Source organism: Pseudomonas sp. B21-031 (genome assembly GCF_024748985.1).
GTDB lineage: Bacteria > Pseudomonadota > Gammaproteobacteria > Pseudomonadales > Pseudomonadaceae > Aquipseudomonas > Aquipseudomonas kermanshahensis.
Genome location: NZ_CP087181.1, coordinates 5739388 through 5753090, shown reverse-complemented (window position 1 = coordinate 5753090; position 13703 = coordinate 5739388). Strand labels below are relative to the sequence as shown.

Below are 13703 nucleotides of genomic sequence, written 5' to 3'. Positions count from 1 at the left end.
TCTACAGGAGTCGGCCGTCAACGGTTTATTCCAGACGGCAGATGGTCCTATGATGGGCAACGCTTCCGAGGAGTACAGGCATGCCGTTGCCGACGCTGAAAGACCAGTTCGCCGCTTTGATCGCCGCACCTTCGGTCAGTTGTACCCAGCCTGCGCTGGATCAGTCCAACCGTCAGGTCATCGACCTGCTGGCCGGCTGGTTGGGTGACCTGGGTTTCACGTGCGACATCCAGCAGGTCAGCCCCGGCAAGTTCAACCTGCTGGCCAGCCGTGGCACCGGCCCGGGTGGCCTGGTGCTGGCAGGCCACAGTGATACCGTGCCCTACGACGAGCAACTGTGGTCGAGCGATCCGCTGAAGCTGACCGAGGTCGATGGCCGTTGGGTTGGCTTGGGCAGCTGCGACATGAAGGGCTTTTTCGCCCTGGTCATCGAGGCGGTGGTGCCGTTGCTGGAGCATGACTTCAAGCAGCCGCTGCTGATTCTCGCCACCTGCGACGAAGAAAGCTCCATGTCCGGCGCCCGGGCCCTGGCCGAGGCCGGCCAGCCGCTGGGCCGCGCCGCGGTGATCGGCGAGCCCACGGGCCTGCGGCCGATCCGCATGCACAAGGGCATCCTCATGGACCGCATCGACATCCTCGGGCGCAGCGGCCATTCGTCGGACCCGTCCCTCGGGCGCAGCGCCCTGGAAGCCATGCACGCCGCGATGGGCGAACTGATGCAGTTGCGCGGCGAATGGCAGCAAACCTACCGCAACCCACAGTTCACGGTGCCTACACCGACGATGAACTTCGGCTGCATCCATGGCGGCGACAACCCCAACCGTATCTGCGGCCAATGCGCGCTGGAATTCGACCTGCGGCCGTTGCCGGGGATGGATGTCGAGCAACTGCGGGCAGCGATTCGCCAGAAGCTGGCGCCGGTGGCGGAGCGGTTCGAGGTGCGCATCGACTATGCCCCGCTGTTCCCGGAAGTGCCCGCCTTCGAGCAGGCTGCGGACGCCGAGCTGGTGCAGGTGGCCGAACGCCTGACCGGTCACCGCGCCGAAGCGGTAGCGTTTGGCACCGAAGCGCCTTATCTTCAGCAGCTGGGCTGCCAGACCATCGTGCTGGGCCCTGGCGACATCGCCTGTGCCCATCAGCCCGGCGAGTACCTGGAAATGTCACGAATCGAGCCTACCGTGCGTCTATTGCGTGACTTGATCCGGCACTATTGCCTGCACTAAACGTCCATTGAGCTTATTCGTTCCTGCCTAGAGGAGACCGCGCGTGACCGCAAGCCTGTTCCGACGATGATCTTGAACGCCCCCTGTATCGCCGTTCTCCGTCCACTTATCCACAGGCCCTGTCATGCCCGATTACGTCAACTGGCTGCGTCATGCTTCCCCGTACATCAATGCCCATCGCGACTGCACGTTTGTAGTCATGCTCCCTGGCGATGGGGTGGACCACCCTAATTTCGGCAACATCGTCCACGACTTGGTGCTGCTGCACAGCCTGGGCGTGCGGCTGGTGCTGGTGCATGGCTCGCGCCCACAGATCGAGAGCCGCCTGGCCGACCGTGGCCTGACCCCGCACTACCACCGTGGCATGCGCATCACCGATGCGGCGACCCTGGAGTGCGTGATCGATGCCGTGGGTGCCCTGCGCCTGGCCATCGAAGCACGCCTGTCGATGGACATCGCCGCCTCGCCGATGCAGGGCTCGCGCCTGCGCGTGGCGTCCGGCAACCTGGTCACGGCGCGGCCGATCGGTGTGCTCGAGGGTGTGGACTACCACCACACCGGCGAAGTGCGCCGGGTCGATCGCAAAGGCATCAGCCGCCTGCTCGACGAGCGTTCCATCGTATTGCTGTCGCCGCTGGGTTACTCGCCCACAGGCGAAATTTTCAACCTGGCTTGCGAAGACGTGGCCACCCGCGCGGCCATCGAGCTGGGTGCCGACAAGTTGCTGTTGTTCGGCGCCGAACCGGGCCTGCTGGATGAGCAGGGCAAGCTGGTGCGTGAGCTGCGGCCACAGCAGGTTGCGCCACATTTGCTGCGCCTGGGCAGTGACTACCAGGGCGAATTGCTGGATGCTGCCGCCGAGGCCTGCAAGGGCGGCGTGGCGCGTAGCCATATCGTCAGTTATGCCGAAGACGGCGCGCTGCTGACCGAGCTGTTCACCCGCGGTGGCGGCGGCACGCTGGTGTCGCAGGAGCAGTTCGAAGTCGTGCGTGAGGCGACCATCGAGGATGTGGGCGGCCTGTTGGAGCTGATCAGCCCGCTGGAAGAGCAGGGCATCCTGGTGCGCCGTTCGCGCGAGGTGCTGGAGCGGGAAATCGAGCAGTTCAGTGTGGTCGAGCGCGAGGGCATGATCATCGCGTGCGCAGCGCTGTACCCCATTGCCGATTCCGAGGCGGGGGAGCTGGCGTGCCTGGCGGTGAACCCGGAGTACCGGCATGGCGGGCGGGGCGATGAGTTGCTGGAGCGCATCGAGAGCCGTGCGCGGCAGATGGGGCTGAATACGTTGTTCGTGCTAACTACGCGAACCGCGCACTGGTTCCGTGAGCGGGGCTTTGCGCCCAGTGGCGTGGAGCGGCTGCCGGCGGCGCGGGCTTCGCTGTACAACTACCAGCGCAACTCCAAGATTTTCGAGAAGTCCTTGTAAGCCTGTACCGGCTTCTGCGCGGGGCAAGCCCGCTCCCACAGGAATCTCACTAGGCCTGAGCCTTGCGTAGGATTTGTGGGAGCGGGCTTGCCCCGCGAAGCAGGCGACACCGGTCTCAGAAAAACGCCGCCCTGATGGGCGGCGTTTTCAATTACACGGTATGCAGATACCAGTTGTACTCGAGGTCGGAGATCGAGTGCTCGAACTCCTCCAGCTCGCTTTCCTTGCACGCGACGAAGATGTCGATGTACTTCGGATCGATGTACTTGTTGAGGATCTCGCTGTCGTCCAGCTCGCGCAGGGCATCGCGCAGGTTGTTCGGCAGGCTCTGCTCCAGCTGCTCGTACGAGTTGCCTTCGATCGGCGTGCCCGGCTCGATCTTGTTGGTCAGGCCGTGGTGCACGCCGGCCAGCACGGCCGCCATCATCAAGTACGGGTTGGCATCGGCGCCGGCGACCCGGTGCTCGATGCGCACGGCGTCTGCAGAACCGGTCGGCACGCGCAGCGCGACGGTGCGGTTGTCCAGGCCCCAGCTCGGTGCATTCGGCACATAGAACTGTGCGCCAAAACGACGGTACGAGTTGACGTTCGGGCAGAGGAACGCCATGGACGCGGGCAGGGTCTCGAGCACACCGCCGACAGCGTGACGTAGCGCGGCGTTCTGCTCGGGATCCTCGCTGGTGAAGATGTTGTTGCCATCTTTGTCCAGCACGGAGATGTGAACGTGCAGGCCGTTGCCTGCCTGGCCCGGGTAGGGCTTGGCCATGAAGGTGGTGTCCATTTCATGGTCGTAGGCGATGTTCTTGATCAAACGCTTGAGCAGCACCGCGTAGTCACAAGCCTTGAGCGGGTCTGGGACGTGGTGCAGGTTGACTTCGAACTGCGCCGGGGCGCTTTCCTTGACGATGGCGTCGGCCGGAATACCCTGCTCTTTGGCACCTTCGAGGATGTCCTGCAGGCAGTCGGCGTATTCGTCGAGGTCGTCGATCAGGTACACCTGGGTCGACTGTGGGCGCTTGCCCGAGATCGGCGAGCGCGGCGGTTGCGGGCGGCCATTCACGTTCTCCTGGTCGATCAGGTAGAACTCCAGCTCGAACGCGGCGCAGATGGTCAGGCCCATGTCGTCGAACTTGCTGACAACCTGACGCAACACTTCACGAGGGTCGGCGAAGAACGGCTCGCCTTCGATCTCGTGCATGGTCATGAGCAGCTGTGCGGTTGGGCGTTTCTGCCACGGCTCGTTGCACAGCGTATCGGGGATGGGATAGCAGATGCGGTCGGCGTCGCCGATGTCCAGGCCAAGGCCGGTACTTTCGACGGTGGAACCGTTGATATCCAGGGCGAAGAGGGAGGCCGGCAGGTTGATGCCTTTCTCGTAAACCTTGTGGAGGCTGGTGCGCTCTATGCGCTTGCCGCGCACCACACCATTCATATCTGCAATCAGAAGGTCAACGTAGAGAACCTCAGGATGTTCCTTAAGGAACGCGTTCGCTTCGTTAAGCTGAACGGCACGCGGGGGTACCGACATGATGCAACACCTTTGTTGTTAAAAATATCAATCAAGGGGGGCTTGCAAGACCAGTCAATCGAAAAGCCCTACTGATGTCAAGCCAACCCCATGATGCCCTGAAATGGCACATCTACGGCAGATTTGCTGCATATCGGGGCGAACCATTATCCGCTATTTCCCGCGTGAAGGGCTATCTCAAGCGTGCCGTGTTTTATTTTTTACGGAGGTGTTGTGTAAAAAAATGAACAAGGCTAAGCTCGGATTCAACCCAGAACACAATAATACGAGGGTCACATGGTCCGCTTGTCGCGACCTGAAAGCACTGCCTGCGCAGTGCCATCGGGTACCCCTGTCGTTCATGCACGCACCGTCAACGGTGTGGCCGCCCTGGCCGCAATAATTGACGCTTGGCGCACCCGGACCATTCCCCGTAGCGGCTTCACACGCTTCGATTCGCCTTCCTGCCCTTCAAACTCATTACGGACACGCTTGTTTTCAGTGTATCCACTGTGCTCCTGCGTGGGGGTTTTTGCTTTAGCAATCTTCTCCATCCAGAATCAAGGCGCGGACCACCTTACCTCCTGAGGTATTTATGAGTAACAACCTCGACCAGCTCACCGATTGGTTGAAAGAGCACAAGATCACTGAAGTCGAATGCATGATCAGCGACCTGACCGGCATCACGCGGGGCAAGATTTCGCCGACCAACAAGTTCATCGCCGAAAAAGGCATGCGCCTGCCCGAGAGCGTGCTGCTGCAGACCGTAACGGGTGACTACGTCGACGACGACATCTATTACGAACTGCTCGACCCGGCCGACATCGACATGATCTGCCGCCCCGACGAAGACGCCGTGTTCCTGGTGCCCTGGGCCATCGAGCCGACGGCGCAGGTAATCCACGACACCTACGACAAGAAGGGCAACCCGGTCGAATTGTCGCCGCGCAACGTCTTGAAGAAAGTGCTCAAGCTCTACGCCGACAAAGGCTGGCAGCCAATCGTCGCGCCCGAGATGGAGTTCTACCTGACCAAGCGCAGCGAAGACCCGGACTTTCCGCTGCAGCCTCCGGTAGGCCGTTCGGGCCGCCCCGAAACTGGCCGCCAGTCGTTCTCGATCGAGGCCGCCAACGAATTCGACCCGCTGTTCGAGGACGTCTATGACTGGTGCGAACTGCAGCAGCTGGACCTCGACACGCTGATCCACGAAGACGGCACGGCGCAGATGGAAATCAACTTCCGTCACGGCAACGCCCTGCACCTGGCCGACCAGATCCTGGTGTTCAAACGCACCATGCGCGAGGCCGCGCTCAAGCACAACGTGGCCGCGACGTTCATGGCCAAGCCCATGACCGGCGAGCCGGGCAGTGCCATGCACCTGCACCAGAGCGTGGTTGATGTGGTCACTGGCAAGAACATCTTCAGCAACGAAGACGGCAGCATGAGCGAGCTGTTCCTGCACCACATTGGTGGCCTGCAGAAGTTCATCCCCGAAGCGCTGCCGCTGTTCGCCCCCAACGTCAACTCGTTCCGTCGCTTCCTGCCCGACACCTCGGCGCCGGTGAACGTCGAGTGGGGCGAAGAAAACCGCACCGTCGGCCTGCGCGTACCGGATGCCGGCCCGCAAAATCGCCGGGTCGAAAACCGCCTGCCGGGCGCCGATGCCAACCCTTACCTGGCCATCGCCGCCAGCTTGCTGTGCGGCTACATCGGCATGGTCGAAGGCATCGAAGCCAGTGCGCCGGTGCAGGGCCGTGGTTACGAACGCCGCAACCTGCGCCTGCCGCTGACCATCGAAGACGCCCTGGAACGCATGGAAATCAGCCGTGCGCTGGTCCAGTACCTGGGCAAGAAGTTCATCACCGGCTACGTCGCCACCAAACGCGCCGAGCACGAAAACTTCAAACGCGTCATCAGTTCCTGGGAGCGTGAGTTCCTGCTGTTTGCTGTCTGATCAACCCTGGTGCCGCAGGAGCGCGGCTGTCGGATAACGGAGAAGCACATGAGCGTCAAAAACCCGCAAACCCGTGAATGGCAAAACCTGAGCGGCGAGCACCACCTCGCGCCCTTCAGCGACTACAAACAGCTGAAGGAAAAGGGGCCGCGCATCATCACCAAGGCCCAGGGTGTGCATTTGTGGGACAGCGAGGGCAACAAGATCCTCGACGGCATGGCCGGCCTGTGGTGCGTGGCGGTAGGTTACGGCCGTGAAGAGCTGGTGCAGGCTGCCGAAAAGCAGATGCGCGAGCTGCCGTATTACAACCTGTTCTTCCAGACCGCCCACCCGCCTGCGCTGGAACTGGCCAAAGCCATCACCGACGTGGCGCCGGAAGGCATGACCCATGTGTTCTTCACCGGCTCCGGCTCCGAAGGCAACGACACTGTGCTGCGCATGGTCCGTCACTATTGGGCGCTCAAGGGCAAACCGCACAAGCAGACCATCATCGGCCGCATCAACGGCTACCACGGCTCCACCTTCGCCGGTGCGTGCCTGGGTGGCATGAGCGGTATGCACGAGCAGGGCGGCCTGCCGATTCCGGGCATCGTGCACATCCCGCAGCCGTACTGGTTTGGCGAGGGCGGCGACATGAGCCCGGACGAATTCGGTGTGTGGGCTGCCGAGCAACTGGAGAAGAAAATCCTCGAGGTCGGCGAAGACAACGTCGCCGCCTTCATCGCCGAGCCGATCCAGGGTGCCGGTGGGGTGATCATCCCGCCAGAAACCTACTGGCCGAAGGTCAAGGAGATCCTCGCCAAGTACGACATCCTGTTCGTGGCCGACGAAGTGATCTGCGGTTTCGGCCGTACCGGCGAGTGGTTCGGCTCCGACTATTACGACCTCAAGCCAGACCTGATGACCATCGCCAAGGGCCTGACCTCCGGTTACATCCCCATGGGTGGTGTGATCGTGCGTGACACCGTGGCCAAGGTAATCAGCGAAGGCGGCGACTTCAACCACGGCTTCACCTATTCAGGGCACCCGGTCGCGGCTGCGGTAGGCCTGGAAAACCTGCGCATTCTGCGCGACGAAAAAATCGTCGAACAGGCGCGTATAGAAGCGGCACCGTATTTGCAAAAGCGTTTGCGTGAGCTGCAAGACCACCCGCTGGTGGGCGAGGTACGCGGCCTGGGCCTGCTCGGCGCGATCGAGCTGGTCAAGGACAAAGCTACCCGCAGCCGTTACGAAGGCAAGGGCGTGGGCATGATCTGCCGCAACTTCTGCTTCGAGAACGGCCTGATCATGCGTGCGGTAGGTGACACCATGATCATCGCGCCACCGCTGGTAATCAGCCATGCAGAGATCGACGAGCTGGTGGAAAAGGCGCGCAAGTGCCTCGACCTGACCCTCGAAGCGATCAGATGAGCACCTGCTAGGCTAGCGTTGTGACATTAGTTGGTTACAAGGGGCTGCTTTCCTTGAAACAGCGCCTTGTAACTTGCCAGACTAGCGACTGTTTCAGTCGCCCGACGCGTGTACTGCGGGACCTGGCAGCTGAACGGATGGCTAATCAAAAAAATCTGGAGCATGACGCATGAAGAAAATGGGCAAGACGTTGCTGGCCGCCGCCCTGATGGGTGCCATGGCGACCGCTGTTCAGGCTGAAGACAAGGTATTGAACGTCTACAACTGGTCGGACTACATCGCTCCGGACACCATCGCCAAGTTCGAGAAGCAGACCGGCATCAAGGTCAAGTACGACGTCTTCGACAGCAACGAAACCCTGGAAGCCAAGCTGCTGGCAGGCAAGTCGGGCTACGACATCGTCGTGCCTTCGAACAACTTCCTGGCCAAGCAGATCAAGGCTGGCGTGTATGAGGAGCTGGACCGTTCCAAGCTGCCGAACTGGAAGAACCTCGACATCGACCTGCTCAAGGCCGTTGGCGATGCCAGCGACAAGGACAACAAGCACGCCTTCCCGTACATGTGGGGCTCTATCGGCATTGGCTACAACCCGGAGAAGGTCAAGGCCGCGCTGGGCGTGGACAAGATCGATTCGTGGGACGTGGTGTTCAAGCCTGAGAACATCGCCAAGCTCAAGAGCTGCGGCGTGAGCTTCCTGGATGCGCCGACCGAGATGATCCCGGCCGCGCTGCACTACCTGGGCCTGCCAAGCAACAGCACCGAGAAGAAAGACCTGAAGGCCGCCGAGGACCTGTTCCTCAAGATCCGTCCTTCGATCACCTACTTCCACTCTTCCAAGTACATCGGCGACATGGCCAACGGCAACATCTGCGTGGCCGTCGGTTACTCGGGTGACCTGGAGCAGTCCAAGGCCCGCGCCCACGAAGCTGGCGACAAGGTCAAAGTGGACTACGTCATTCCGAAAGAAGGTGCCGGTACCTTCTACGACATGGTCGCCATCCCGAAAGATGCCGAGCATAAAGACGCTGCCTACCAGTTCATGGACTTCCTGATGCAGCCGGAAATCATGGCTGAGATCACCAACGCCGTGCGCTTCCCGAACGGCAACGCTGCCGCCACCGCGTTCGTGGACAAAGACATCACCAGCGACCCGAGCATCTACCCGCCTGCCGAAGTGAAGAAGCAGCTGTACGCAATCGCTGCACCTGACGCTTCTGTGCAGCGTGTGATCACCCGCAGCTGGACCAAGATCAAGTCGGGCAAGTAAGCCCGATGCGAGGCGCTCTGGGTCGGGGTTGCCCGGCCCAGAGGCCATGAAAGGCAATTGATGATTGCGGCATCGAAGCTGCGAAGGTAAGTTGCGCGCCGGTTTTGCGTGTGCGGCCACATTGCCGCTACCCAGGCACTGATTGTGAGGACCACCCACTTGTCTATTTCTGTATTACGCAAGGCCTTGATGGCTGGAGCGGGCCTGACGCTGGCATGCAGCGTCCAAGCGGCGCCTACGGTGCATTTCTACAACTGGTCCGACTATATCGGCCCGACCACACTCGCGGACTTCGAGAAGGCAACGGGTATCAAGCCCGTGCAGGACGTGTTCGATTCCAACGAAACCCTGGAAGGCAAGCTGCTGGCCGGCAACACCGGCTATGACGTGGTAGTGCCATCCAACCATTTCCTCGGCAAGCAGATCAAGGCGGGCGCGTTCCAGAAGCTCGACAAAAGCCTGCTGCCCAATTATGCCAACCTGGATCCGGCGCTGATGAAACGCCTGGAAAAGAACGATCCTGGCAACCAGTACGCCGTGCCTTACCTGTGGGGCACCAACGGCATTGGTTACAACGTTGAAAAGGTCAAGGCTGCGCTGGGCGTCGACACCATCGATTCCTGGGCTGTGCTGTTCGAACCCGAGAACATGAAGAAGCTCTCCAAGTGTGGTGTGGCCTTCCTCGACTCGGCGGACGAAATGCTCCCGGCGGTGCTCAACTACATGGGGCTGGACCCCAACAGCAGCAACCCCAAGGACTACCAGGCTGCCGAGCAGAAGCTGCTGGCGGTACGCCCTTACGTCACCTACTTCCACTCGTCCAAGTACATCACCGACCTTGCCAACGGCGACATCTGCGTCGCGGCGGGCTTCTCTGGCGACATCTTCCAGGCCAAGGCCCGCGCCGAAGAAGCCAAGAAAGGCGTGAACCTGGCGTATGCGATTCCCAAAGAAGGCGGCAACCTCTGGTTCGACGTGCTGGCGATCCCCAAGGACGCCAAGAACGTCAAAGAGGCCCATGCCTTCATCAACTATTTGCTGAAACCTGAGGTTATCGCCCAGGTCAGTGATTACGTCGGTTACGCCAACCCGAACCCCAAGGCTGGCGACCTGATGGACCAGGCCGTGAGGACTGACGCCGCGGTTTACCCACCGCAGGAAGTGCTGGACAAGATGTTCGTCAACAGTGAGTTGCCGCCCAAGGTGCAACGCTTGATGACCCGTAGCTGGACCAAGGTCAAGTCGGGCAAGTAACAATCCAGACCCGCCGCGGCCCCTGCAGAACAGGCCGCGCGGGCACAAAAATCTTGTTGGGAGTTTCACTCATGGCAGTTGCCTCCGGAGCCTATAAGAAAGCCCTCGAGGGTGGCCAGCAACCCAAGCAGGTGCTGGTCAAGATCGACCGGGTCACGAAAAAGTTCGACGAAACGGTAGCGGTGGACGATGTGTCCCTGGAAATCCGCAAGGGTGAGATTTTCGCCCTGCTGGGTGGCTCCGGTTCCGGCAAATCGACCTTGCTGCGTATGCTGGCAGGCTTCGAGCGCCCCACCGAAGGGCGGATCTTGCTCGACGGCGTCGACATCACCGAGATGCCGCCCTACGAGCGGCCGATCAACATGATGTTCCAGTCCTACGCACTGTTCCCGCACATGACCGTGGCGCAGAACATCGCCTTCGGCCTGCAGCAGGACAAGCTGCCCAAGGCGGACATCGACGCCCGTGTGGCCGAGATGCTCAAGCTGGTGCACATGACCCAGTACGCCAAGCGCAAGCCGCACCAGCTGTCGGGTGGCCAGCGCCAGCGTGTGGCCCTGGCGCGCTCGCTGGCCAAACGCCCGAAACTGCTGTTGCTCGATGAGCCGATGGGCGCCCTGGACAAGAAACTGCGTTCGCAGATGCAGCTTGAGCTGGTGGAAATCATCGAGCGCGTGGGCGTCACCTGCGTGATGGTGACCCACGACCAGGAAGAGGCCATGACCATGGCCCAGCGCATCGCCATCATGCACCTGGGCTGGATCGCCCAGATCGGCTCGCCTGTGGATATCTACGAGACCCCGACCAGCCGCCTGGTGTGCGAGTTCATCGGCAACGTCAACCTGTTTGAAGGTGAAGTGGTCGACGACGCCGAAGGCCACGCGATCATTGCCAGCCCTGAACTGGAGCGCAAGATCTACGTCGGCCACGGCATCACCACGTCGGTCGAAGACAAGCACATCACCTACGCGCTGCGCCCGGAGAAGATGCTGGTCACTACCCAGCAACCGACCTGCGAGCACAACTGGTCGCGCGGCAAGGTGCACGACATCGCCTACCTGGGCGGCCACTCGGTGTTCTACGTCGAGCTGCCGAGCGGCAAGATCGTCCAGTCGTTCGTGGCCAACGCCGAGCGCCAGGGCACACGTCCGACCTGGGGCGATGAAGTGTACGTGTGGTGGGAAGACGACAGCGGCGTGGTACTGCGGTCATGAAACTGCGCAAGCTCAAGCGAGCCTTCCAGCGCTTGACCCCGGAGGGGCGGCACTTGGTGATCGGCGTGCCGTTCATCTGGCTGTTCCTGTTCTTCATGCTGCCGTTCTTCATCGTGTTGAAGATCAGCTTTGCCGAAGCCGACGTGGCGATCCCGCCGTATACCGAGATCTACAGCTACGTCGAAGACAAGATCCAGTTGGTGCTCAACCTGGCCAACTATGGCCTGTTGACCGAAGACGAGCTGTACATCTCGGCCTACCTGGGCTCGTTGAAGATGGCTTTCTTCAGCACCTTGCTGTGCCTGCTGATTGGCTACCCGATGGCCTATGCCATCGCCAACGCCCGCAAAGAGTCGCAGACCGTGCTGCTGCTGCTGATCATGATGCCGACCTGGACAGCGATCCTGATCCGCGTCTACGCCTGGATGGGCATCCTCAGCAACAACGGGCTGCTTAACAGCTTCCTGCTGTGGCTGGGGCTGATCGACCAGCCACTGCAGATTCTCAACACCAACCTGGCGGTGTACATCGGCGTGGTCTATTCGTACCTGCCGTTCATGATCCTGCCGCTGTACGCGAACTTGGTGAAGCACGACCCGAGCCTGTTGGAAGCCGCATCGGACCTGGGTTCGAGCACCTTCAACAGCTTCTGGAAGATCACCGTGCCGCTGTCGAAAAACGGCATCATCGCTGGCTGCATGCTGGTGTTCATCCCGGTGGTGGGCGAGTTCGTGATCCCAGAACTGCTGGGCGGCCCGGAAACCCTGATGATCGGCAAGGTGCTGTGGCAAGAGTTCTTCAACAACCGTGACTGGCCGGTAGCGTCCGCACTGGCGGTAGTGATGCTGGCGATCCTGATCGTGCCGATCCTGCTGTTCAACCGCAGCCAGGCCAAAGAAATGGAGGGCAGGGCATGAAGCGCTTCAGTTTCTCCAAGCTGATGCTGGTGCTCGGCTTGCTGTTCATCTACCTGCCGATGCTGATCCTGGTGATCTACTCGTTCAACGCCTCGAAGCTGGTGACAGTGTGGGGGGGCTGGTCGATCAAGTGGTATGTCGGCCTGCTCGACAACACCCAGCTGATGGGGTCGGTGATGCGCTCGCTGGAAATCGCCTGCTACACGGCGGTGGCGGCGGTGGCGCTGGGCACCCTGGCGGCCTTCGTGCTGACCCGGGTCACCCGCTTCAAGGGCCGCACGCTGTTCGGCGGCCTGGTCACCGCGCCGCTGGTGATGCCCGAAGTGATCACCGGTCTGTCGCTGTTGCTGCTGTTCGTGGCCATGGCGCAGATGATCGGCTGGCCGCAAGAGCGTGGCATCGTCACTATCTGGATCGCCCACACCACGTTCTGTGCGGCGTACGTGGCGGTGGTGGTGTCGGCGCGCTTGCGTGAGCTGGACCTGTCGATCGAGGAAGCGGCGATGGACCTGGGTGCCAAGCCGTGGAAGGTGTTCTTCCTGATCACCATCCCAATGATCGCGCCATCGCTGGCGGCGGGCGGCATGATGTCGTTTGCCCTGTCGCTGGATGACCTGGTGCTGGCCAGCTTCGTGTCCGGGCCGGGCTCGACCACCTTGCCGATGGAAGTGTTCTCGGCGGTGCGCCTGGGCGTGAAGCCAGAGATCAACGCCGTGGCCAGCCTGATCCTGCTGTCGGTGTCGCTGGTGACCTTCATGGTCTGGTACTTCAGCCGCCAGGCCGAAGAGCGCCGTCGCAAGGCGATTCAGCAGGCCATCGAAGAAGGGGCCGCGGCGAACGTGTCGCAGCCACAGGTCAAGCGCCCGACGGCTGCCGCTGCGTCGGTCTGACCCACCTACTCGTGGGCAAGCCCGCTTCTACAGGCAAGTGCAGCTCTAGAACACTGCACACATCCTGTGGGAGCGGGTTTACCCGCGAAACCCCAGCACCGATTCAAAGCCATACTGCATCCCAGTGTGGATAGCCCCGGACACTTCTGACCAATCCAGCCCTCAACGGATTGGCAACAATGTACCGGGCTACATGCACCATGCTCTCCTCCCTTCTCAATGCCCGGTCCTGATACCCAGGCTGCCACACCGGATCATGCTCAACCCCCGCCTGATGCAAAACCAGACTGGATCTGGATTTGAATCTGCGCATCAATGTACCCAGCGTCGTGCCTTTCAACTCGATCAGCCAATGCAGATGGTCCGGCATCAGTACCCAGGCCAATGACCGGCAGGCGTGGTCATGATCGGATTGTCGCAGTTGATGAATAACTAATCGGGCATGTTTGAAGTCATTGAACAGCGGCTTGCGTTGATGGGTAACAGTAGTAAGCAGGTACAGCATGCCGAGTTCTGAATAGCGACCACGTCGAAGCAGGTGTGATTGAGCCCGAGGCATTGGTTTCTTCCTTGAAGAGTGACCTCTCCAAGGTAGTGGATGTGAAACCGCAAAAGTGCGTTGGATGGTTTCGGGAAATGGCAGG

At 61.1% G+C, this 13703-nt stretch carries 11 protein-coding genes; 9 read left to right on the top strand and 2 right to left on the bottom strand.

Annotation, left to right across the window (positions count from 1 at the left end; all coding sequences use genetic code 11):
* The first annotated feature begins 80 nt into the window (after positions 1–80).
* The gene (gene argE / locus LOY53_RS25640; protein WP_238210240.1) at positions 81–1223 is read left to right on the top strand and encodes an acetylornithine deacetylase; all 1143 of its coding nucleotides are present in this window, start codon (positions 81–83) and stop codon (positions 1221–1223) included.
* A 124-nt stretch (positions 1224–1347) separates the two neighbouring features.
* A complete protein-coding gene (gene argA, locus LOY53_RS25635; protein ID WP_085272200.1) occupies positions 1348–2646 on the top strand; it encodes an amino-acid N-acetyltransferase in 1299 nt (432 codons plus the stop codon).
* A gap of 151 nt (positions 2647–2797) precedes the next feature.
* On the opposite strand, the gene LOY53_RS25630 is transcribed toward argA, so the two are convergent.
* Complete coding sequence (locus tag LOY53_RS25630) at positions 2798–4174, bottom strand: glutamine synthetase family protein (protein WP_027592251.1); 1377 nt, start codon at positions 4172–4174, stop codon at positions 2798–2800.
* Positions 4175–4748: 574 nt separating this feature from the next.
* Between LOY53_RS25630 and LOY53_RS25625 the strand changes: the two genes are divergently transcribed.
* From LOY53_RS25625 to LOY53_RS25595, 7 genes are all read left to right on the top strand, one after another.
* Positions 4749–6107 carry a glutamine synthetase family protein gene (locus LOY53_RS25625; protein ID WP_027592252.1) on the top strand — a complete coding sequence of 453 codons (1359 nt, stop codon included), beginning with the start codon at positions 4749–4751 and terminating at the stop codon, positions 6105–6107.
* Positions 6108–6155: 48 nt separating this feature from the next.
* Complete coding sequence (locus tag LOY53_RS25620) at positions 6156–7517, top strand: aspartate aminotransferase family protein (protein ID WP_258703429.1); 1362 nt, start codon at positions 6156–6158, stop codon at positions 7515–7517.
* Between the two features lie 169 nt (positions 7518–7686).
* The gene (locus tag LOY53_RS25615; RefSeq protein ID WP_258703428.1) at positions 7687–8784 is read left to right on the top strand and encodes a polyamine ABC transporter substrate-binding protein; all 1098 of its coding nucleotides are present in this window, start codon (positions 7687–7689) and stop codon (positions 8782–8784) included.
* A gap of 159 nt (positions 8785–8943) precedes the next feature.
* Positions 8944–10038: a polyamine ABC transporter substrate-binding protein gene (locus LOY53_RS25610; RefSeq protein ID WP_099455669.1), complete on the top strand. Its 1095-nt coding sequence runs from the start codon at positions 8944–8946 to the stop codon at positions 10036–10038.
* A 71-nt stretch (positions 10039–10109) separates the two neighbouring features.
* Positions 10110–11252 carry a polyamine ABC transporter ATP-binding protein gene (potA, locus tag LOY53_RS25605; protein WP_027592256.1) on the top strand — a complete coding sequence of 381 codons (1143 nt, stop codon included), beginning with the start codon at positions 10110–10112 and terminating at the stop codon, positions 11250–11252.
* A complete protein-coding gene (locus LOY53_RS25600; protein ID WP_027592257.1) occupies positions 11249–12169 on the top strand; it encodes an ABC transporter permease subunit in 921 nt (306 codons plus the stop codon). The genes potA and LOY53_RS25600 overlap by 4 nt, the downstream gene beginning before the upstream one ends.
* Positions 12166–13059, top strand: coding sequence for an ABC transporter permease subunit (locus tag LOY53_RS25595; RefSeq protein ID WP_252826183.1), 894 nt, complete (start codon positions 12166–12168; stop codon positions 13057–13059). The genes LOY53_RS25600 and LOY53_RS25595 overlap by 4 nt, the downstream gene beginning before the upstream one ends.
* 103 nt (positions 13060–13162) lie before the next feature.
* Here LOY53_RS25595 and LOY53_RS25590 read toward each other — a convergent pair whose 3' ends face one another.
* The gene (locus LOY53_RS25590) at positions 13163–13618 is read right to left on the bottom strand and encodes an REP-associated tyrosine transposase (RefSeq protein ID WP_258703427.1); all 456 of its coding nucleotides are present in this window, start codon (positions 13616–13618) and stop codon (positions 13163–13165) included.
* Positions 13619–13703: the final 85 nt, after the last annotated feature.

Excerpts from the sequence above, each read along its gene's own strand:
- LOY53_RS25615 (WP_258703428.1), top strand. The coding sequence starts at position 7,687 with ATGAAGAAAATGGGCAAGACGTTGCTGGCCGCCGCCCTGATGGGTGCC.
- potA (WP_027592256.1), top strand. The coding sequence starts at position 10,110 with ATGGCAGTTGCCTCCGGAGCCTATAAGAAAGCCCTCGAGGGTGGCCAG.
- argE (WP_238210240.1), top strand. The coding sequence starts at position 81 with ATGCCGTTGCCGACGCTGAAAGACCAGTTCGCCGCTTTGATCGCCGCA.
- argA (WP_085272200.1), top strand. The coding sequence starts at position 1,348 with ATGCCCGATTACGTCAACTGGCTGCGTCATGCTTCCCCGTACATCAAT.
- LOY53_RS25620 (WP_258703429.1), top strand. The coding sequence starts at position 6,156 with ATGAGCGTCAAAAACCCGCAAACCCGTGAATGGCAAAACCTGAGCGGC.
- LOY53_RS25590 (WP_258703427.1), bottom strand. The coding sequence starts at position 13,618 with ATGCCTCGGGCTCAATCACACCTGCTTCGACGTGGTCGCTATTCAGAA.
- LOY53_RS25625 (WP_027592252.1), top strand. The coding sequence starts at position 4,749 with ATGAGTAACAACCTCGACCAGCTCACCGATTGGTTGAAAGAGCACAAG.
- LOY53_RS25630 (WP_027592251.1), bottom strand. The coding sequence starts at position 4,174 with ATGTCGGTACCCCCGCGTGCCGTTCAGCTTAACGAAGCGAACGCGTTC.
- LOY53_RS25600 (WP_027592257.1), top strand. The coding sequence starts at position 11,249 with ATGAAACTGCGCAAGCTCAAGCGAGCCTTCCAGCGCTTGACCCCGGAG.
- LOY53_RS25595 (WP_252826183.1), top strand. The coding sequence starts at position 12,166 with ATGAAGCGCTTCAGTTTCTCCAAGCTGATGCTGGTGCTCGGCTTGCTG.